Source organism: Corynebacterium sp. 122RC1 (assembly GCF_024580955.1).
GTDB classification, from domain to species: domain Bacteria; phylum Actinomycetota; class Actinomycetes; order Mycobacteriales; family Mycobacteriaceae; genus Corynebacterium; species Corynebacterium kozikiae.
Map to the genome: position 1 here is coordinate 107,178 of NZ_JANIKD010000003.1, position 20,463 is coordinate 127,640.

Consider the following 20,463-nt stretch of genomic DNA (forward strand, 5'->3'; position numbering starts at 1 on the left):
TAGTTTATCGGGTGCGAGAGGTGAGGTATTAGAGGTGCAATTCCCGTACCTCGGCATATGTTGCAACCCGCCGCACAAAGCGTTCATTGTGGCATGTGAGCAGTACAGCTTTCCCCTCCCTCAAAGCGTCTGCAAGAACCTGGTGAACTACCAGCTCAGCAGCCGGATCTAAACCCACGTCAGGTTCATCCAAACCGACCACCAAGTGCGGTCCTCCGAGCTGAGCAAACACTTGCACAGCGCGGAGCTGAGCAGCCGTCACATCCAACGGATGCGCATCAAAGGGCACACCCAAAGCTGCACACACGCGAGCCACCTGCTCTCTTTGGCAGGTCACCTGGGCCAGCATCTCCCCCACGCTGGTCTGGGCAACTTGGTCTTGGGCGCGCTGCAACGCAAGACCAAAACTCCCACCAATGTTCTTTTGGCAACCTTCATGCCCGTCCAATCCAGCTAGTGCTCGCAGCACGGTCGTTTTCCCCGCGCCATTCGGTCCACGCAACCAGGTCACCGCACCTTTCTGCAGCCTCAGCTTTTCCGCAGGCACATGAACCTCAAACTCTCGGGATTGCCGGAGCTGGCGGTGCGCTGGCTTTCGCCCACGCAAACACCCACGCCTTTGCGATCCGCGCCTTGCATTGAGCTCCCCCAACTCCACCCATTCTTCGAGCGGCGCCACGCTCGCGCCGTCCAAGTCCAGTTCCACGCCCAGCGCAGGCAGCTCCGGCAATTCGCCAACTACCTCAACTTCACCAGAACCCCTCAACTGCTCCACCCCAGCACTGTTGGCGCTCACACACAACACCACAACACCCGGATAACTATGCATCAACGCACAAAGGCGACCTACCGAGTCCACATCCAGGCCAGCGAAAGGATCCTCAAAAATCAGCACATCCGGACCCCATGAAGCGGTACTCGCCACCGCAACACGCTGCACCTGACCGCCTGAAAGATGCGTTGGGTCTGCGTCGGCAAGCTCACTTAAGCCCAACTGGGCAAGCAACTCCTCCACTCGCGCGGCCATCCTGACCTGCTGCCAGCCCCGTTGCTCGAGCGGCAACGCCACTTCCTCATCTACCCGTGAGCGTAAGTACGAGAGGTGACGCATACCGTCACGGAACACCACCGCCGAGCTTTTGCCTGCGCGCAAAGCCTGCTCTTGCAGTGCCAATGCCACGCGTTCGCTGCCCTCGGATGCACCCACCACAACGCAATCGCCTGACGCCAACCGCTGCATCAACCCATCTACCACAACGAAATCCACGCAATCACCCCGAAACTGAACACCACCATGGCTCCCCTCACCGCTTTTTGCACCGCGGAGTCCTGCAGCGGATACAGCAGCGTTTTTTGGCCTACAAGCTCCAGGCCCGCGCTTTTCATTGGTGCCGCCCGGTCCGCTCCCTGTGTAATCACATGAATCATCACCATCAGTGCCACGCGCACCACCGCGCGCGGCCCCCTCACCGGAATTCCCTGCAATACCATCGCATCGCGTACTGTCCCTCGGGCGCGCGCCGCTTGGGGCGCCAATTGCAATGTTTGCCCCACAATCACGGCGAGCCTTGTACCCAATCCCCCCTTACCGGAAACCTGCAGAGCCTTCAACAGCGCCGGAGTTTCCACCCAAGCAACTGCTGCCAGGACTACCACGATCAACGCGCAAAATCGCAATGCCAGTACACCTGCAGTGGCAAGACCATCCAATGTCACAAACAGCGCAATGCGCTGCTGCCCATACGGGGCATGCACCAACACCATCGAAATCGCAGCAGGAGCACACAACACAGCACTGGCAACAATCACCGAGGCATTGCCCACCTTCCATGTACCAGCCCCAATGGCGAGAACCAACACAATGGCAGAAAACCACCAAGTATTAATGCCCAGCACCAGAAGCCATGCACAAACGCCCGCACACAGCGGGGTGTACGGGTGCAGAGTCGTTTGCGGAGGTACCACTATGAGGCAGCGTTGGTCCGACCCCAAATGCGGCTCGGCAAGGCACGCACCGTCAGCCACACCAACGCCATCACAATCGCCTTGTCCAACGGGTCAGAGATAAACGATTGCATCGTCACCGAGGCAATCAGAGAATTGCCCATCTCACGGAACAAGGACACAATTGCACCAGTTCCAACGCCTGCGGTTCCTCCGTACACAAAAGCCGCAACCGGTGCTGCCAACATCCCCGAGATCACACCAATGACCGCACCGGAGAGCACGGCCACCAAGAGGTTGCGCCTTGCGCCGCGTTGGAAAGCCACACCGGCAAGGAGACCCACCACAGCGGAAACAGCAGCGAAAGGCAAAGCCGCGGGATTCAGCAGGCCCCACACCACGGAACTCAAGGTGCCGGTGGCAACACCTGCGATTGGCCCAGCCAGCGCAGCGATCAACACCGTTCCCACAGAATCCAAGTACAACGGAATACCAACAGAGCCAACAATCTGGCCGATCAAGATGTTCAGCAACAACGCCATTGGGATGAGCGCAATGGTGCGCACCGAAAGAACTGGCAAGGTTGCTGCCAACAAAAATACAGCGCCGAGGCCATAGCCAATGAGCGTGATCAGCGCTGGAGCGGAGCCTCCCACTGAATCCCAATCCGAAGGGGCCACCACCACCAAATACAACCAGGTCAGCAGTACAACAAACAGGCCGGCACCAACCAATACTTTCCGGTTGGCGGAAAGCCCCGAGAATCCAGCAACCCCAGCAGTCCCAGTGTTACCAGCCAAATCGGAGGTATCAGGGAAAACAGAACGTGACATGCATAGCTCCTTGAACATCATCCTGCAATGGATGAATACAACGGTCGCGCCTATGTCACCTCGGCGCGCGAACGTGGGACAGTGTAAACCTGCCCCCGCCGCCCCGCCAACTTTTGCCTCAGCTCGCAGAATCGAATGCGCGCAACAATCCCAAGGCCTCACGCCACACGTCCCAAGCCTGAGCCACGTTGGCTTGGGTAATCAGGCGCGCATTCGCAGGTTGGATCCAGTGCCCTTTGAAGTCAGCGACGGTTGTTCCCCGCAGCAGCGCGGAGTCAGCTTCAACATCCACCCGCAACGTGTGCGCCTCAACATCCACAAATCCCAGCGCAATCATCACCGCCAGCAAATCATGAACTTGTGCTAAATAGCCCTCACCCTGAGCCTGGTGAAACTCAAAATAGAAACGCAGCATCGGTTCGAGGACCTTTGCAAGAGCGCAGTCCCCCAACGCGGCGACAGACTCTTCAAGCAGCTTTGGTGTAAGCAACATCTGCTCCGTCACACCCAACGCGCACACGGTGATCGGCCGAGTCACCGCCCCGAACAGCTCTTTCGCCGCGTGCGGATCCACCCAAGAATTCCACTCCGCGGTGGGCGTGGTATTCCCCGGATACAAGTAGGCCCCACCCATCAGCGTGATGTGCTTCGGCAGTGCATTCGCGCGGGACCACACGGCGGCATTCGTCGCGGGACCAGTGACCACCAACAACGCATCACCATCGTCCTGCAACACCTCACGCCACAAGCCCTGCCAGTCAAAGCCCACCTCCGCAGCGGGCGCCTGCGCATACCCCAACCCAGTGGGCCCGTGGGTTTCCGGGGTGGTCACTAAGTCCACCACCACCGGACCCGCTTCGCCAGCGACCACGGGCACCTCTTCCCCTACGCCCGCCAGGCCAAGGATCCACCGGGTGTTCCGCGCCGCTTGCTCCGCAGTCGTGTTCCCTGCAGTGGTGGTTACCCCGGCCAGCGTGATCCGCCCGGCGCGGTGCAACGCAGCCAGAAGGATCAGCGCGAGCGCGTCGTCAATGCCCGTGTCACAGTCCAGAAGCACCGTGGGGGTTTTAGTCTTCGTCAAAGTACTCAAACTCGTCGTCGAGGGGCACCATCTGCTCTGCCCAACTGTCTGCCTGCGAGGCGGCGAACTCGATGATGTCCAGGAGCTTGTCAAAATCGCTGAAGGTCCCGAGTTCCAGTGTTTCTACGCTGCTGTTGAACAGGTCTTCCTCAACAAGGTCCAGCGGGAGGTCATCAAACTGGAACACTTGGAAGGTCAGGGTCGCGGTGGGTATGGCTTCCTCAATGTCAATGCCGATGGCGAGCTCCGCATCGGGCAACAGCGAGGTGCGGATCACATTGGGTCGGGCGGCGTCTTGGAAGAACTCCAGGCCTTCCAACCGTGGGTCTTCGCCCTCAAGGAGGGTTTTCATCAGGGAGATGATCTGGTTGGTGGCCACATGCTCGGCAACGGTGCTCACCGCGTCTTTGACTGAAAAGACCACGGAGACCAGGGCGGCATCGAATTCTTCATCCTCATCATTCGCGGCGGCAATGTAGACGTTGGCGGCGGGCAGATCGGGATCAATTTCAACGAACTGAATTTCAAGTTCGGGTGTGATTGGCACAAACAGTGTTTCGCCCAGAACCCTGGATTCAATTCCCTCTGTGTCCAGTGCGTTTGCAAGATCTTCAAAGAAGCTCATCGCCTGCGTCCATCCCTTCCAAGCATGGAGTTTGAAGTACCGGGCGCATTGTTTGCACACGGCAATTCCTAAGCCTAACGGGCAACAGGGGTTTGCGCATGCCCCATCGCGCTAAAAAAGCACCGCCTGGATTTGGCCTTGGATACGCTCCTGCTTCTCCCGCTTCGGACAAGAGGTGCACAGTTGTGCCTGTGGTGAGGAGTAGATCATGCAGCAACTGGCTCGGTGCGCCAGCAAATACTCCGCCTGTTCAACCGACATGATCTCGCCATCTACACTCAGTCCATCTATCTGCGCAGGTGGAAGAGATCGGCTGGTGGCCTTTTGGATGCCTTCACGCACCATGGCGATCACCTCAAGGGCGTGTTCCGGCTCAAATGCATCATTGCCTGCAGCCACCCCGCTTTGGATCACTGCATCCGAAAGCACTGCCCACAGAGGAGCTTGTTTCATCCCGGTGGCCTCAGATAAGGCCGCAATCACCTGCGCCATCGCAGCGCCCAACTCCTCCCCCGCCTCCAGAGGCCCATCTACCAGGCTGGAAGGCTGATACCCCAGCCAATACCCCTGGCCGTCCTGGCTAAAGAGCTCTCCCAACTCGAGGCTCGGGTACACGCTGTGCTCCACCATGAGGTTCATGGCTGGGCCAACCACTGAGTTGCACAGTGAGTAGAACCAGAGCTGAGCAGCATGCTTGGGGTTTTCCAAGGAAAAGGTCTGCTGGCCTCGGTGAATCACCTGCAATACGAACGTTGGCTCGCACAGCTCCCGCAACAACACTCTTCGGGAATCAGGTCCAGGCGCCACGCAGGGACCAAAGTGTGGTTGCTGCGCCACGAGCTGTTGGAGTGCTCGCGCAAGGGTTGGGTTGGTAGGACTGGCCATGTGTTCAAGCCTACGGAGTTTTGAGCCGGTTCCCAACGATTCCAGTGCCGCAACCAAAGTTAGGGTGCAGGTGGCAGCGCCTTTGGCCCTTGCTCTTCAAGTTCCCCGAACTGTTCCAGCAGTTCGGGGCGGCCAAGGCCCCACTGGGTCATGGTGTAGTTCAACCATGCGCGGCGTTTGTGAGATTTGGGGTCGTACACAATGTGGGGTTCGCGGTCGAACACCATGGTTGCGCGCCCGGGGAGGTGTTCGGAAGGCACCCGGTAGCGTGGCCACGTCCCGCCAGGAGTGCCGTGGTGAATAAAGCTGCCCCAATACCCCTGCATGAGTTCGCGCATTTTCTCTAGGGTTTGGGATTCCCCGATGCGATGGACGGCTGAAGCACGGGAACCGTTGAGATCCCCGAACACGGGCGTGAGTTCCATCGAGTGCATCGCGCCGAGCCCCAACCAGCGCCATACCGCTGGCGCAAAATCAAAGCGGTACATCCAGGTGTTCGCCACAAGCTGGTGGTAGGTGGCGGTCACCATGGCGGGTGCCCAAAATACGGCGTCGGCGATGAGCAGTGCAAACTCCTTGCGCCGGAACGCACCTTCATAAGACTCCAGCACTCCGGGCGCGCCTTCCGGGTCGAACGCCGCGAGCATCCGCTCGGCTGCCCTGCCGCGGGCGGTTTGGCGCAGGTAAAAGCCTTTGGCAAAGGATGCTTCGTCGTAATTCGTTCCAATGAGCAGCGGCACCGGGTGCTGCTGGCCTTTGCGAAACACCTCCAACGGGTGCTCGAACAGCACTTTTCCATCCACGGTAGGCCCGTAGCAGGAGTTCATCATGAACAGCTCGCGGCTGCGCCACAGCATCGACTGACTTGCATTAATGAGCGTCTTTTGATCCATCTCCCGCAACTGCGCAACGGTGGCGTCTTCCCCCAGCCCGAGGCGCCGGCGCAACTGCGCGGTCCAAAACGCCGCCTGCGCCTTGGAATGCACCATGGCAATCGGTGGCGACTGCGCAATGCACCGATGGAACATCCCCTTCGCCGCAGGCACGCACATCAAGGTGAGTACAGCCGCAGCACCCGCGGACTCCCCCATGATCGTCACATTCTCGGGGTCGCCACCAAACGCTGCAATGTTGGCTTGAATCCACCGCAGCGCCAAAAGCTGATCGAGTACCGCCGGGTTGGCCACCACATCATCACCCGGCGCGGCCATGCTGCTGAAATCCAGGTAGCCAAGCACTCCAAGGCGAAAATTGAGGCTCACATACACCACGTTCATGCCGGTGGCCAGGTAGTGCCCACGCAGGAGAAGCTCGTGCGAGGACCCAAACATGAACGACCCTCCGTGGAAATACACAACTACGGGCAGCACTTCGTCGGAATCCGGGCGCACCACATCCAAATGCAGGCAGTCCTCGCCGCCTTTGGTGCGGTCGCTGGGCCCGAGAATCGGTTGCGCGGCAACCTCGCCATACTCCGTGCACTCTCGCACGCCCGGCCATGGTTTCGCTGGGCGGGGAGCTGCAAAACGACGTTCCCCTGTGGTTGTTTCCCCGTATGGCACCCCGCGCCATGTGCGCACGGAAAGCTCTGGGGAAATCCCTGTTTGCCGGACCCCCGCGACCAGCCCTGCGGTGGTGCGTGCGAGGATGCGCTGCGGCGCGTCGGAACTCTCACCGGCGGCTAGCTGTGTGTTTGTACGCTGCAGCCGCGGCACTTTGCGGCCACGTTTGCTCATGTTGTCTACAGTAGGTGACATGGTGAATTACGTCGACCGCGAAACAACGCTGTGCATCTCGCTCGCAGCACGCCCCTCTAATCACGGTGTGCGCTTCCACAACTGGCTGTTTGCTGAGCTGGGCCTGAACTACCTCTACAAGGCTGTGGCCCCCACCGACATCACACAGGCGATCGCCGGTGTGCGCGGGCTCGACATCCGCGGCGCTGCGGTGTCTATGCCGTACAAGCAGGACGTCATCGCGCTTATCGACGGCCTGCATCCTTCCGCCGAGCGCATCGGTGCCGTGAACACGATCGTGAATGATTCCGGCGTGCTCACCGGTTACAACACGGACTACACGGCGGTGGCGTCTCTGCTGAACACCCACAATGTGGACCCGGCGTGGCGGGTTGCCGTGCGCGGCTCCGGTGGCATGGCTAACGCTGTGGTGGCAGCACTCGCGGACCACGGCATGCGCGGCGCGGTGGTGGCGCGCAACCAAGCTACGGGTACTGCGCTTGCGGAGCGCTACGGTTGGGAATACGCCACCGAAGTCCCGGAAAATGCTCAGCTGCTGGTCAACATCACCCCACTGGGAATGAATGGTGACCAAGCTGATGCCCAGGCCTTCAGCGACACTCAAATCCGAAGCGCAAAGATGATTTTCGATGTTGTGGCCTACCCGGTGCGCACCCCACTGATTGTGAAGGCGGAGAAACTGGGCGTACCGAGCATCAATGGTGGTGAAGTGGTGGCGCTGCAGGCCGCCGAACAGTTTGTGCTCTACACCGGCAAGCAGCCCACCCAAGCACAGGTGGATGCAGCGGAAGCCTACGCCCAGGAAGGCTAGTTGCAGAATCGTTATCTGCGTGCGGGAACCTTTTCGGCACAGCAGGCAGTTATATCCTGTGAGCCCAAGGCCACATGGGGCCTCGGCATCATTAGAGAACATCAACTGTGAAGGACCAATTCAATGGGTTTTGAGCTCCCATTCTTTGGAAAGAGCAACCAACAACCAGCTGGCAACGCCGAGATAACGGACGCCGTTAGCGCCGAGGTTACAGAGCCCAACGCCTTCGAGGCCCGCGGGGGCATGGCCGCTAAGACGCTCATCACCGCGTTGGATAAAGCTGTCTCCATGCAGTCCTCCACGATCGAGAACTATGTGGATTGGCTGCGTGCCAAGAACCCGGAGGCCACCCCGGAGGAAATCCAGGCGCTGATGGACAAGCACTTCATGCGCCTGGCTACCGGCTCCGGCGCCGGTGCGGGTGCCGCTGCCGCGATCCCAGGCATTGGGTTTGTGACCGGCGCGTTGGCAATCAGCGCGGAGTCTTTGGTGTTCCTGGACGCTGCGGCGTTTTACACTGTCGCCGCAGGCTACCTGCGCGGCGCGGAAATCCGCGACCCCGAGCGCAGGAAGGCCCTAATCCTGGTGGCCATCACGGGCTCCGCCGGCTCCGCCCTGGTGGACGCTGCGCTGGAGACCTCCTCCATCACTGCAATTTCCAACATGTCCAAGCGCAATTTGGTGCAGGTGAACAACCAGCTCGTGCGCCTTGCATTGAAGCAGGTCAACAAGCGAATCCGCCGCGCTTGGCTGGGCAAACTCATGCCGATGGGCGTGGGATTAGTCCTTGGCACGATGGCCAACCGTAAGCTGGCAGACAAGGTGATCAGCAACACCCGCAACTCTCTAGGTCCTCTTCCAGCACGTTTTGCAACACCGGCAAAGGCCGAGGAAGATGTGCTAGAACCAGCCAAAAACTAGCCTAAGGGGTTTGCTACCGTGCACAAGGGCCGTTATCGCCAACTGCTGCGTGCACTGTGGCAATCCCCTTTTGTGTTGCTGTGCGCAATACTTTCCTCCGTAGGGGTCACGGCATTCCAGGCGGCCATTCCGCTGCTCGCGGGCCAGGCGGTGGACGCCGCAACCGGGGCCAATGCAGCGGACATCCCGCAGGTGGTTCGCGTACTCATCGTGGTGGCCCTCCTGCGCTATCTCTTCCAATTCGCCCGCAGGTTCGTGGCGGGTATCTTGTCCAACCGCCTGCAACACACCTTGCGCATTGCGGTGTTGGAATCATTACTGAGGCTCGACGGAAAGGCGCAAAACAAGCTGGACACCGGCCAGGTGGTTTCCCGTTCCATCTCTGACCTCAACCAAGTTCAGGCCGTGGTAGCCATGTTCCCGCTGCTGTTGGGCCAGGTCCTGAACCTCATTGTGATCCTGGCGCTGCTTGGGTGGATTTCCTTGCCACTATTGGCAGTGGCGGTACTCAGCGTGCCGGTGATTACTGTAATTACTTGGTTGTCTAGGCGCACGCTCTTTGCAGCCACCTGGTCAAAACAGCAGGCAATTGCCAAGGTGAGCACCCAAATCGAGCAAACGGTCACCGGTGTACGCGTGGTCAAGGCATTCGCTCAGGAGCGCCGGGAACTCGGCACGCTGCGCATCCTCGGGCGCGAGGTTTACGCCACCGCCATCCGCGCGGCAAAGCTCACGGCCCGATTCCAGCCGCTTGTGCAGCAGCTTCCCAACGTGGCGTTGGTGATCGGCATCGGTTTGGGCGGCATGCTGGCGCTGCGTGGGGAAATCACCATTGGCCTGTTTTTGGCGTTTGGCGCCTACCTCACACAGGTCACGGGGGTAATTTCTTCCATCGCTGGCCTGGTGGTGCAGTTCCAGCTCGGCGCGAGCGCCCTTGAGCGCGTGTACCAGGTCATCGATCTCACACCAGAAATTGTGCCCACCACCGAGCGCACGCGGGCAAGCACAGTTGGTGATGTCAAGGTGGAGGGTGTCTCCTTCCAATTCGGCGAACAAGAAGTGCTGCGTGGCATTGACCTTGATGCGCCGCGCGGCAGCACCACCATGATGGTGGGCCCGGCGGGTTCGGGGAAAACCATCCTCTTGGAGCTGCTCGCCGGGGTGTATCAACAAGAATCCGGCACCGTCCGCATCGCCGGCACCGTAGGTGCGGTGTTCGATGATCCCTTCTTGTACTCAGACACAGTTTTCCACAACATTGACTTGGGTCGTGGCCTCAGCACCGAACAGGTGGAACGCGCTGCACGCATCGCTTGCGCACACGAGTTCATCAAGCAGCTCCCGCAGGGCTACAACACCACTGTGGGCGAGCGAGGGCTGACGCTTTCGGGTGGGCAGCGCGCACGCATCGCCATCGCACGCGCAGTTGCGGCAGACCCAGACATCCTCCTGTTTGACGACGCCACCAGTGCCATCGACGCCACCACGGAACGCGCCATTTACACCGCGCTTCGCCAAGCTCTTCCGAACACCACCGTCATCGCCGCAGCCCACCGGCACAGCACACTGGAGCATGCGGACAGCATCGCGCTGATTCATCAGGGCCGCACCCTGGCTCAGCTTCCGCCAGCGGAGATGGCGCAGCACCCACAGTTCCTGCACATCATGCAGCTTCAGGGCAAGGTCACACCAGTTCCTTTCGACGACGGCACCGAACCGCCCGCCCACCTCCTCTGGCCGGAGGACGCCCCAAAGGCCGACGCCCTTGCGATGGAGGCCAGCACCATGCGCGAGGTCGCGTCCTCTGCCGGTATGCACCCAGGGCAAGGAGGCGCGCGGCGGCAAGGCGCCGCAATGCCGGCGACCCCTGAGCTCCTGGCGCGCGTCGGCAAGCTCCCTCCAGCCACAGCAACTCCAAAGGCAGACGAGCAGGCTCTGGAGCAACCACTCAAGGTGTTCAACGCTCGAATGCTGTTCGCCGAGGTCAAGGGGCTGATCGCGGCGGTGATTGGCTTGTATGCGCTGTCCGTAGCAGCCGGCTTGAGCGTGCCTTGGCTTGCGCGCATGGTGATTGACCGAGGAGTTTTGGGGAACCAGCCGGGTATTATCGGCCCGATTACCGCGGTGGGGCTCGCCTTGGTGGCGCTGGCCTGGGGCGCCCAGATCGCCACAACAATTACCACGGCAACCACCGGCGAACGCCTGCTCTATCAGTTACGAGTGCGCTGCTACGCGCATCTGCAGCGGCTCAGCATGAACTATTACGAGCAGAACATGGCTGGGGCGATCATGACGCGAATGACCACGGACATCGACGCCCTGAACACGTTCCTCCAGACGAGCCTGGCCACGGCGGTGGTGAGCTCCACCACGATCGTGGGCATTCTGGTGCTGCTGGGCATCACCTCGCCGGTACTGTTCGCCGTGTCTCTGGTAGGAATCCCCGTGATCGTGGTGGCAACCATGGTGTTCCGCCGCGTTTCCACCAGACTCTACAGCCAGGCGCGCGAGCAAATCAGCGGGGTCAACGCGCAGTTCCAGGAGGCGATTGCCGGGCTGAAAACCACCCAGCTCTTTGGCTTTCAAGAGGCAACCCTCGCGAGCTTCCGTTCGGGCTCGAAGCGCTATGTGCGCACGAGGATCCGCGCTCAACTCGCTGTTGCCACCTATTTCCCAGGGCTCAATGCAATCTCAGAACTGGTGCAAGCGGGTGTGCTGCTGATCGGCGCCTCGATGGTGGCCCAAGGGCAGCTCGCAGCGGGCGCGCTGGTGGCGTTCCTGCTCTACCTGGACCGCCTCTACTCCCCGATCACCTCCCTTTCCCAAGTGTTCGACTCCTACCAGCAAGCCCAAGTGGGCCTCCGTCGCATCGGAGAGTTCCTGGGTACCTCCCCCGCTGTGGCAGACAGCGGCACGGACACGCCTCCACTGGGCGCGGATCTGCACTTTGATCAGGTGGACTTCGGTTACACCGACTCGCCAGTGCTCCAGGACTTCACGCTGAACATCCCGAGGGGACATACGGTTGCCATTGTGGGCCCAACGGGCGCGGGAAAATCCACGGTGGTCAAACTCATCGAGCGCTTCTACGACCCCACCTCGGGCCACGTCCGGGCAAACCGTACGGACATCGCCAGCTTCTCACTTGCCGCCTGGCGCCGCAGCGTAGGCTACGTCCCCCAGGAGGCACACCTGTTCGCCGGCACGGTTGCCAGCAACATCGCCTACGGCCTGCCCGATGCCACCCGCGAGGACATCGAGCAAGCGGCCAGGCGAGTCGGCGCGCTCGCCGCCATCGCCGCGATCCCCGGTGGCTTCCTTGCGCGCGTCGGGGAGCGTGGACGCGGCCTCTCCTCGGGGCAGCGCCAGCTCATCGCCCTCGCCCGCGCCGAGCTCATCACTCCAGAGATCATGCTTCTCGACGAGGCCACCGCCACTGTGGACCCCGCCACGGAGGCAACCATCCTCAAGGCCTCCCAACGGGTCACCGCACACCGCACTTCCGTTGTGGTAGCCCATCGCCTTGCCACTGCACAAAGCGCGGACCACATTGTGGTAATCGCCAATGGCGAAATTGCGGAGCAGGGTGATCACGACACGCTATGCACTAATGGGGGTATTTATGCAAAAATGTGGGAGGACACCACACAGCAAAACCCCAGTTAGGGAGAGGGTCGGGGCCTGCCCCCGCTCGTGCTTAGCATTGAAGAGGAAACTTTGTGCAAAGCAGTTACACCCTTTTTCCAAAAAGGGTTAGCCTGTAGTGAGTTAGACGTAAGAAATCTCACAAAGAAATGAGGCGAGCACCTGCCGTGAGCAGCGCGAGTACCTTCGGCCAGAATCAGTGGCTGGTTGACGAGATGTTCCAGCAGTTCAAGAAAGATCCCCAGTCTGTAGATGCAGAGTGGCGCGAGCTTTTTGAAAAGCAGGGTGCACCAGCATCTCCTGAACCAGCCGCCCCTGCCCCAGTCAGCACACCGCAGCCAGCGGAGCCAGTAGCACAGCGCGCGGACCAAAAGACGGAAGCCCGCGTAGAAGAAGAGGCAAAGAAGGCTGCCGTCGCGCAGAAGCGCAAGGCGTCCCCGCTGGACCGTGAGGGCGAGCTCCCAGCCCCTGGCACCAAGCAAATCAAGGGCATCTTCAAGGCTATTGCCAAGAACATGGACGAGTCCCTGGAAATCCCCACCGCTACCTCGGTGCGCGATATGCCGGTCAAGCTCATGTTTGAAAACCGCGCGATCATTAACAACTTCCTTGCGCGTACCTCCGGCGGCAAGGTGTCCTTCACCCACATCATTGGCTATGCCATGGTCAAGGCCACCATGATTCACCCGGTGATGAACAACTCTTACTCCGTGGAGGACGGCAAGCCCACCCTGCACACCCCGGAGCACATCAACCTGGGTCTGGCTATCGACGTCGCCCAGAAGGACGGCTCCCGCGCTTTGGTCGTTGCGGCGATCAAGAAGTGCGAAACCCTGGACTTCGCCGCATTTGTTGAGGCATACGAGGATATCGTTGCCCGCTCCCGCGTGGGCAAGCTCACCATGGATGACTACTCCGGCGTCACCATCTCCCTGACCAACCCAGGTGGCATTGGCACCCGCCACTCCGTGCCTCGCCTCACCAAGGGCCAGGGTGCGATCATCGGTGTGGGTTCCATGGATTACCCAGCGGAGTTCGCTGGCGCTTCCGAGGACCGCCTGGCCGAGCTCGGCGTGGGCAAGTTGGTGACCATCACGTCCACCTACGACCACCGCATCATCCAGGGCGCAGAATCTGGTGAATTCCTGCGCACCATGAGCCAACTGTTTGTGGATGACACCTTCTGGGATGAGGTATTTGCCTCCGTTGGTGTGCCGTACACCCCGATGCGCTGGGCACAGGATCTGCCGAACACCGGCCTAGATAAGAACACCCGCGTGATGCAGCTCATCGAGGCTTACCGCTCCCGCGGCCACCTCATTGCAGATGTGAACCCACTGAAGTGGATCCAGCCCGGCATGCCGGTGCCTGACCACCGCGACCTGGACATTGAGACGCACGGCCTCACCCTGTGGGACCTGGACCGCAGCTTCCACGTCGGTGGCTTTGGTGGCAAGGAGACCATGACGCTGCGCGAGGTGCTCTCCCGCCTGCGCGCCGCCTACACCCTGAAGGTCGGATCCGAGTACACCCACATCCTGGACCGCGACGAGCGCACCTGGCTGCAAGACCGCCTGGAGGCGGGCATGCCTAAGCCAACGCCTGCGCAGCAGAAGTACATCATGCAGCAGCTCAATGCCGCTGAGGCCTTTGAGAACTTCCTGCAGACCAAGTACGTGGGCCAAAAGCGCTTCTCCTTGGAGGGCGCCGAATCCCTCATCCCGCTCATGGATTCCGCCATTGATACCGCCGCGGGCCAGGGCTTGGACGAAGTGGTCATCGGTATGCCACACCGCGGCCGCCTCAACGTGCTGTTCAACATCGTGAACAAGCCACTGGCAACCATCTTCACTGAGTTTGAAGGCCACATCGAGCCCAAGGCAGCCGGTGGCTCCGGTGACGTGAAGTACCACTTGGGCGCAGAGGGCACCCACCTGCAGATGTTCGGCGACGGTGAAATCAAGGTCACCTTGACCGCCAACCCATCCCACCTCGAGGCAGTGAACCCCGTCATGGAGGGTATCGCCCGGGCAAAGCAGGACATCCTGGACAAGGGCGAGTCCGGCTACTCCGTGATGCCACTGCTGCTCCACGGCGACGCCGCCTTCGCGGGCCTGGGCATTGTGCCGGAGACCATCAACCTGGCACAGCTTCGCGGCTACACCGTGGGCGGCACCGTCCACATCGTGGTGAACAACCAGATCGGCTTCACCACTACTCCTGACTCCGGGCGCTCCAGCCACTACGCAACGGACTACGCTAAGGCCTTTGGCTGCCCCGTGTTCCACGTCAATGGTGATGACCCAGAGGCAGTGGTGTGGGTTGGCCAGCTCGCCACCGAGTACCGCCGTCGCTTTGGCAAGGATGTGTTCATTGACCTCATCTCCTACCGCCGCCGCGGCCACAACGAGGCTGATGACCCATCGATGACCCAGCCACTCATGTACGAGCGCATCAACGGCCGCAAGACCGTGCGTGAGCAGTACACCGAGGATCTGCTTGGCCGTGGTGACCTCACCAAGGACGATGCAGAGCGCGTGGCAGCAGACTTCCACGACCAGATGGAAGCAGTGTTCAACGAGGTCAAGGAAGCCGAAAAGAAGGCCTTTGCCCCACAGGAGGGCATCACCAGCTCCCAGGCCCTGCCTCATGGCCTCAAGACCAACATCACCCGCGAAGAGCTCGTGGAAATTGGCCAGGCCTACGCCAATGCCCCTGAGGGCTTTGAGTTCCACCCACGAGTGGCTCCAGTTGCACAAAAGCGCCTGGAATCCGTGCGCGAGGGCGGCATTGACTGGGGCTGGGGCGAGCTCATCGCCTTCTCCTCCCTAGCCAACACCGGCAAGCTCGTGCGCCTTGCAGGTGAGGATTCCCGCCGCGGCACCTTCACCCAGCGCCACGCTGTGGTGTATGACCCCAACACCGGTGAAGAGTTCAATGGCCTCCACGAGCTGGCCAAGCGCAACGGCGGCAAGTTCCTGGTCTACAACTCCGCGCTCACCGAGTTCGCCGGCATGGGCTTCGAGTACGGCTACTCCGTAGGAAACCCAGACGCCGTAGTGGCATGGGAAGCGCAGTTCGGCGACTTCGCAAACGGCGCCCAGACCATCATCGACGAATACGTTTCCTCCGGTGAGGCCAAGTGGGGCCAGCTTTCCTCCGTGATCCTGCTCCTGCCACACGGCTACGAAGGCCAGGGCCCGGACCACTCCTCCGCACGTATCGAGCGCTACCTGCAGCTCTGTGCAGAGGGCACCATGACCGTGGCTCAGCCGACCACCCCAGCCAACTACTTCCACCTGCTACGTCGTCACGCACTGGGCAACCTGAAGCGCCCGCTGGTGGTGTTCACGCCAAAGTCCATGCTGCGTATGAAGGCCGCCACCTCATCCGTAGAGGACTTCACCAAGGTGGAGAAGTTCCAGTCCGTCATCAACGACCCACGCTTTGTGGACGTTGAAGGCAACGTGATTGGTGATGTGAACAAGGTCAAGAAGATCATGCTGGTCTCCGGCAAGCTCTACTACGAGCTGGCCAAGAAGGCGCAAAAGGACAAGCGCGAGGACGTGGCGATCGTGCGCATCGAGATGCTGCACCCAATTCCGTTCAACCGCCTGCGCGAAGCCTTTGCCACCTACCCGAACGCAGAAGAAATCCGCTTCTGCCAGGACGAACCCGCAAACCAGGGCCCATGGCCATTCCTGCATGAGCACCTCTCCGAGCTCATCCCGGATATGCTGCCGATGAAGCGCGTTTCCCGCCGCGCACAGTCCTCCACCGCAACCGGCCTCTCCAAGGTCCACGCAGTGGAACAGGAAGCATTGCTCAAGGAAGCATTTGCGGACTAATTAGAAAATGCTCCCCATGGATAACCGTGGGGAGCATTTTTTATACCCCGGCCCGATCGAGCAGCGCGGGGATTTCCTCATGGGGAGGTACTTCGTCCATTGTGCTCAGGGAGCCGGATACCACGTTGATGGTGGAACGCTCCGGGCGCCCAATCACTGGGCTTCGGTACACGGGCACCAGGTTTTGCGGCAAGAAATCCGCTTCACAGGCCTGGGCGTTGGAGGGGTCAGTGGCGTCCATGTTATCCCCCAGCGAGCCCATGAGGGCGGCATACGTTCGCTCGCGCCACTCCGCGGTGACTACGCCGTTGTACTCCTGGGCGAGTTCTTCGGCGAGCGCAGGATTGAGCTCTTGCAGTGCGTTGCCGGCGCAGGTCAAGGTGAGGTCCGCGTGGCCAGTGGACAGCCGGTGCAGGCTGGATTCCTCGGTGACTTCCAATACCGCCTCGCGCCCCTGGCGTTCCAGCGCCTGGCGGTAGAGCTCACCGAGAAACACCGCACGAGGGGCATCATCAACACTGATGACTACAGTCTTTTCCGCCTCAGGGAGTACCGGGGCTTCGAGGTCAGTGCAGGCGGAAAGTGCGCCAACAAGCGCCAAGGCAAGGGTTGCAACGCTGCCTCGCACGTGGTGGGAGTGACCGGCCTGCGAATTGTGCTGCATCGTGAGATCCTTTTTCTCCGGCGCGGGAAATGACCTTCCTAGCTTAGCGTTACTGGCACTGTATGCGTAGACTTAGGCCTCATGAGTGAAGTGACCCGAGTGTACGCAGGCCGCCTGTCCGGCATGGTAGTTCGAGGTCCCGATACAGACGCGATCGGGCGTGTACGCGACGTTGTGGTGAACATCCGCCCGCAGGGCCACACCTCGCGCGCAATTGGGCTGGTTGTGGAAATGACCAACAAGCGCAGGATCTTTGTTCCAATATTGCGCGTGGGTGCCATCGACCCCCAAGAGATCACGCTTTCCACTGGTTCAGTGTCACTGCGCTCCTACACTCCTCGCGCCGGTGAGGTAGCGCTGTTGGGTGACTTGGTGGGTCAAAAGGTCCAGGTGGATGACCCCGAGCTGGAGCACCTGCACAGTCTGCCGGTAGAAATCGCCGACGTGGAACTCGAACGCACCCGCTCCCGCGACTGGGTGATCTCACGGGTCGCAGTGATCAGCGAGCGCCCGAAGTTCGGCCGGCGCCCCCAACTGAACACCGCGTTGTGGAGCCATGTGCATGGCGTGCATGCTGCGGGCGTCGGCGAGTCCTCCCCTACCGCAGAGCTGCTGGTGACATTCGAGGACATGCGCCCTGCCGACGTCGCCCACGCGATGTACGACCTCCCACCCCAGCGGCGCCTCGCGGTGGCACGGGAGCTGGACGACGAACGCCTCGCCGACGTGCTGCAGGAACTCTCCGAGGATCGCCAGGCAGAGCTCATTGAAGCCTTGGGCATTGAGCGCGCCGCCGAGGTGCTCGAGGAAATGGATCCCGACGATGCGGCTGACCTGCTCGGTGAGTTGGACGATGAGAAGGCAGATGTGCTGCTGGAGCTGATGGACCCTGAGGAGTCCGCCCCGGTGCGCCGCCTCATGAACTTCAGCCCGGACACAGTGGGTGCGCTCATGACCCCAGAGCCACTCATTTTGTCCCCGCAGACCACCGTTGCGGAGGCCTTGGCACTCGCACGCAACCCGGATCTTTCCACCTCGCTGGCAAGTCTGGTATTTGTGGTGCGCCCACCCACGGCGACCCCAACCGGCAAGTACCTTGGGTGCGTGCACATTCAACGCCTCTTGCGGGAGCCGCCCTCGGCGCTGGTGTCCGGCATTCTGGACCCTGACCTTCCGCCGCTGTACACGGATGACTCGCAGGAGACCGCAGCACGCTTTTTTGCCACATACAACCTAGTGTGCGGGCCGGTGCTGGACTCAGACGGCCACTTGCTCGGCGCGGTGAGCGTCGATGACCTGCTTGACCACATGCTTCCAGACGATTGGCGCGACGAAGGCCTGCGCCCCGACCCTCACGCTTAAACCATGGCAGAATACAATCGCTCAAACCTAGACACTCCCACGCTGCGGAGCCGGAAAAACCCCTTCAAGCTGGATGACGATACCGTAGGCGCCTACGCCGAAAAGGTTGCCCGGTTCTTTGGCACCGGCAGTTACCTAATGTGGCAAACGGTGTTCGTGGTCATCTGGATCCTGCTGAACGTTGGCGGCTGGTGGTTCTCCTGGGATGCCTACCCATTCATCCTGCTCAACCTGGCATTTTCCACCCAGGCTGCCTACGCCGCGCCGTTGATCCTGCTCGCACAGAACCGGCAGGAGGACCGCGACCGCGTCTCTCTCGCCGAAGACCGTCGCCGCGCTTTTGAAACCAAAGCGGACACCGAGTTCATCACCCGCGAGCTCGCCGGGCTGCGCCTTGCGGTGGGCGAAATGGTGACCCGTGATTACCTGCGCCATGAACTTGAAGACCTCCAGAATATGCTGGAACGCATTGAGGCGAAGCTCGACGACGAAGCGGCGGCACGCGCGGCATGGCGCCACCAGATTCGCGGTGAGCACGAACTCAATGACCCCGTGCAGGGTGACCTTGCAGACCCCAAAGGACAATGATGACAACGATTACAGACTCCGCTGTTCGCGCAGCACTCGCCCGTGTGGAAGACCCCGAGATCGGCAAGCCCATCACTGAACTCGGCATGGTGAAATCCGTGGAGATCCACGGCGCTGATGTGGCCGTGGCGGTGTACCTCACCATTGCCGGCTGCCCCATGAAAAACACCATCGTGGAGAACACCCGCGCCGCAGTCCAGGACATCGAAGGCGTGGGCGAGGTCAGCGTGACCACCGACGTCATGAGCGACGAACAGCGCCGCGAACTGCGCACCAGCCTGCGCGGCGAGGAGCCCGTGATCCCCTTCGCCCAACCGAACTCCACAACCCGCGTGTACGCAGTGGCCTCCGGCAAGGGTGGCGTTGGTAAGTCTTCCATGACCGTTAACCTCGCGGCTGCGCTTGCTGCCCGGGGCTTGAGCGTCGGTGTGTTGGACGCGGACATCTATGGTCACTCAGTGCCTGGCATGCTCGGCTCCACCGACCGCCCCCACGCTGTGGATGAAATGATCATGCCGCCGCAGGCACACGGCATCAAGCACATTTCCATCGCCCACTTCGTGGAAGGCAACGCCCCCGTCGTGTGGCGAGGCCCGATGCTGCACCGCGCCATTCAGCAGTTCTTGGGTGACGTGTTCTGGGGTGACCTCGACGTCCTCCTACTGGACCTCCCCCCAGGCACTGGCGACATCGCCATCTCCATCGCCCAACTCCTGCCAAACGCCGAGCTTTTGGTGGTCACTACCCCGCAGGCAGCGGCGGCGGAGGTTGCCGAGCGCGCCGGATCCATCAGCCTCCAGACTCACCAGCGGATCGCCGGCGTGATCGAGAACATGGCTGCGATGGTCCTGCCCGACGGCAGCGTCATGGACGTCTTCGGCTCCGGCGGCGGGCAGGCAGTAGCAGATCGCTTAACGACGCTCACCGGCGCCGAAGTCCCTCTGCTGGGCAGTGTCCCGCTGGACCCCAAGCTGCGAGAAGGCGGGGATTCTGGCACCCCAATTGCGCTGGGTGACTCCCCCACTGCAAAAGCCATCCAAGCGGTAGCAGCAAAGCTCGCTGTACGCAGGGAATCCCTGGCCGGCAAGTCCCTGGGGTTGAATACGTCTAGGTGATGTCGTCCCAACTGAAGTTGCCGCGCGGCTTCTCACGCGGCTTCTCTTCAGACTCGCGTTTAGCTTGCTCGGCAACTTTCTTGGGATCAAAGTCATCGAGGAACTGCTCGTCTCCGTCAAACAGCGCTTTGGTGAGCGCCGCGCGCGGCCCCATCCGCTGAATGGAGGCGAGCTGGTTAATTGGCTCGCGGAACTGCTCAAACTCTTGGCCGAACTCGCCGTCTAGCTCTGCCTTGGCGTTGTTGATTGCCTTTCGTGCCGCATAGATGGCGGCGCGAACGTCCTTAATCACGCCTGGTAGGCGTTCGGGGCCGATCACGATGAGAGCGACCACGAAAATGAAGAAGATCTCTACCCAGCCAATAGATGAAAACACGTCCCCAA

The 20,463-nt window shown here is 61.0% G+C and carries 16 protein-coding genes; 7 read left to right on the top strand and 9 right to left on the bottom strand.

The genetic code is table 11. The features are described 5' to 3' along the window. Nucleotides 1-28: 28 nt before the first annotated feature. From NQ050_RS02345 to NQ050_RS02375, 7 genes are all read right to left on the bottom strand, one after another. Complete coding sequence (locus NQ050_RS02345) at nucleotides 29-1,267, bottom strand: ATP-binding cassette domain-containing protein (protein ID WP_257037656.1); 1,239 nt, start codon at nucleotides 1,265-1,267, stop codon at nucleotides 29-31. After that, the gene (locus tag NQ050_RS02350; protein ID WP_257037657.1) at nucleotides 1,249-1,809 is read right to left on the bottom strand and encodes an ABC transporter permease; all 561 of its coding nucleotides are present in this window, start codon (nucleotides 1,807-1,809) and stop codon (nucleotides 1,249-1,251) included. The genes NQ050_RS02345 and NQ050_RS02350 overlap by 19 nt, the downstream gene beginning before the upstream one ends. Nucleotides 1,810-1,964: 155 nt before the next feature. Next, entirely contained in the window at nucleotides 1,965-2,777 is an 813-nt protein-coding gene (locus NQ050_RS02355; protein ID WP_257037658.1) for an ECF transporter S component, read from the bottom strand. A gap of 118 nt (nucleotides 2,778-2,895) precedes the next feature. Then, on the bottom strand, nucleotides 2,896-3,858 hold the full coding sequence (locus tag NQ050_RS02360; protein ID WP_257037659.1) for a nucleoside hydrolase: 963 nt from the start codon (nucleotides 3,856-3,858) through the stop codon (nucleotides 2,896-2,898). After that, entirely contained in the window at nucleotides 3,845-4,483 is a 639-nt protein-coding gene (locus NQ050_RS02365) for a hypothetical protein (RefSeq protein ID WP_257037660.1), read from the bottom strand. The genes NQ050_RS02360 and NQ050_RS02365 overlap by 14 nt, the downstream gene beginning before the upstream one ends. A 111-nt stretch (nucleotides 4,484-4,594) precedes the next feature. Further along, a complete protein-coding gene (locus NQ050_RS02370) occupies nucleotides 4,595-5,368 on the bottom strand; it encodes a (2Fe-2S)-binding protein (RefSeq protein WP_257037661.1) in 774 nt (257 codons plus the stop codon). Between the two features lie 59 nt (nucleotides 5,369-5,427). Further along, nucleotides 5,428-7,125 carry a carboxylesterase/lipase family protein gene (locus NQ050_RS02375; RefSeq protein WP_257098757.1) on the bottom strand — a complete coding sequence of 566 codons (1,698 nt, stop codon included), beginning with the start codon at nucleotides 7,123-7,125 and terminating at the stop codon, nucleotides 5,428-5,430. On the opposite strand from NQ050_RS02375, the gene NQ050_RS02380 reads away from it, so the two are divergent. The 4 genes from NQ050_RS02380 to NQ050_RS02395 all read left to right on the top strand — a co-directional run bounded on the left by NQ050_RS02380 (nucleotide 7,124) and on the right by NQ050_RS02395 (nucleotide 16,350). Then, the gene (locus NQ050_RS02380) at nucleotides 7,124-7,936 is read left to right on the top strand and encodes a shikimate 5-dehydrogenase (protein ID WP_257037663.1); all 813 of its coding nucleotides are present in this window, start codon (nucleotides 7,124-7,126) and stop codon (nucleotides 7,934-7,936) included. The two genes, NQ050_RS02375 and NQ050_RS02380, sit on opposite strands and share 2 nt — an antisense overlap. A gap of 123 nt (nucleotides 7,937-8,059) precedes the next feature. Next, complete coding sequence (locus NQ050_RS02385) at nucleotides 8,060-8,857, top strand: hypothetical protein (protein ID WP_257037665.1); 798 nt, start codon at nucleotides 8,060-8,062, stop codon at nucleotides 8,855-8,857. A gap of 18 nt (nucleotides 8,858-8,875) precedes the next feature. After that, nucleotides 8,876-12,523, top strand: a complete 3,648-nt coding sequence (locus NQ050_RS02390) for an ABC transporter ATP-binding protein (protein ID WP_257037667.1) — start codon at nucleotides 8,876-8,878, stop codon at nucleotides 12,521-12,523. Between the two features lie 194 nt (nucleotides 12,524-12,717). Continuing rightward, nucleotides 12,718-16,350 (top strand): multifunctional oxoglutarate decarboxylase/oxoglutarate dehydrogenase thiamine pyrophosphate-binding subunit/dihydrolipoyllysine-residue succinyltransferase subunit, encoded by a 3,633-nt coding sequence (locus tag NQ050_RS02395; protein WP_373456408.1) that lies wholly within the window; start codon nucleotides 12,718-12,720, stop codon nucleotides 16,348-16,350. A gap of 40 nt (nucleotides 16,351-16,390) precedes the next feature. On the opposite strand, the gene NQ050_RS02400 is transcribed toward NQ050_RS02395, so the two are convergent. After that, nucleotides 16,391-17,014: a hypothetical protein gene (locus NQ050_RS02400; RefSeq protein WP_257037669.1), complete on the bottom strand. Its 624-nt coding sequence runs from the start codon at nucleotides 17,012-17,014 to the stop codon at nucleotides 16,391-16,393. Nucleotides 17,015-17,095: 81 nt separating this feature from the next. Here NQ050_RS02400 and NQ050_RS02405 point away from each other — a divergent pair, with 81 nt between their 5' ends. The 3 genes from NQ050_RS02405 to NQ050_RS02415 are packed head-to-tail and all read left to right on the top strand — an operon-like array spanning nucleotide 17,096 to nucleotide 20,079. Further along, nucleotides 17,096-18,376, top strand: coding sequence for a magnesium transporter MgtE N-terminal domain-containing protein (locus NQ050_RS02405; RefSeq protein ID WP_257037670.1), 1,281 nt, complete (start codon nucleotides 17,096-17,098; stop codon nucleotides 18,374-18,376). 3 nt (nucleotides 18,377-18,379) lie between these two features. Then, on the top strand, nucleotides 18,380-18,964 hold the full coding sequence (locus NQ050_RS02410; protein WP_257037672.1) for a DUF1003 domain-containing protein: 585 nt from the start codon (nucleotides 18,380-18,382) through the stop codon (nucleotides 18,962-18,964). After that, nucleotides 18,961-20,079, top strand: a complete 1,119-nt coding sequence (locus tag NQ050_RS02415; RefSeq protein WP_257037674.1) for an Mrp/NBP35 family ATP-binding protein — start codon at nucleotides 18,961-18,963, stop codon at nucleotides 20,077-20,079. The genes NQ050_RS02410 and NQ050_RS02415 overlap by 4 nt, the downstream gene beginning before the upstream one ends. Here the strand turns inward: NQ050_RS02415 and tatB are convergent. Next, nucleotides 20,072-20,455 carry a Sec-independent protein translocase protein TatB gene (gene tatB / locus NQ050_RS02420; RefSeq protein WP_257037675.1) on the bottom strand — a complete coding sequence of 128 codons (384 nt, stop codon included), beginning with the start codon at nucleotides 20,453-20,455 and terminating at the stop codon, nucleotides 20,072-20,074. The genes NQ050_RS02415 and tatB overlap by 8 nt on opposite strands. Between the last annotated feature and the right edge of the window lie 8 nt (nucleotides 20,456-20,463).

Bases quoted from the DNA above. Each gene is read 5' to 3' on its own strand.
- NQ050_RS02415 (WP_257037674.1), top strand. From the start codon at position 18,961: ATGATGACAACGATTACAGACTCCGCTGTTCGCGCAGCACTCGCCCGT.
- NQ050_RS02365 (WP_257037660.1), bottom strand. From the start codon at position 4,483: ATGAGCTTCTTTGAAGATCTTGCAAACGCACTGGACACAGAGGGAATT.
- NQ050_RS02400 (WP_257037669.1), bottom strand. From the start codon at position 17,014: ATGCAGCACAATTCGCAGGCCGGTCACTCCCACCACGTGCGAGGCAGC.
- NQ050_RS02380 (WP_257037663.1), top strand. From the start codon at position 7,124: ATGGTGAATTACGTCGACCGCGAAACAACGCTGTGCATCTCGCTCGCA.
- NQ050_RS02395 (WP_373456408.1), top strand. From the start codon at position 12,718: ATGTTCCAGCAGTTCAAGAAAGATCCCCAGTCTGTAGATGCAGAGTGG.
- NQ050_RS02385 (WP_257037665.1), top strand. From the start codon at position 8,060: ATGGGTTTTGAGCTCCCATTCTTTGGAAAGAGCAACCAACAACCAGCT.
- NQ050_RS02375 (WP_257098757.1), bottom strand. From the start codon at position 7,125: ATGTCACCTACTGTAGACAACATGAGCAAACGTGGCCGCAAAGTGCCG.
- NQ050_RS02405 (WP_257037670.1), top strand. From the start codon at position 17,096: ATGAGTGAAGTGACCCGAGTGTACGCAGGCCGCCTGTCCGGCATGGTA.
- NQ050_RS02355 (WP_257037658.1), bottom strand. From the start codon at position 2,777: ATGTCACGTTCTGTTTTCCCTGATACCTCCGATTTGGCTGGTAACACT.
- NQ050_RS02410 (WP_257037672.1), top strand. From the start codon at position 18,380: ATGGCAGAATACAATCGCTCAAACCTAGACACTCCCACGCTGCGGAGC.
- NQ050_RS02370 (WP_257037661.1), bottom strand. From the start codon at position 5,368: ATGGCCAGTCCTACCAACCCAACCCTTGCGCGAGCACTCCAACAGCTC.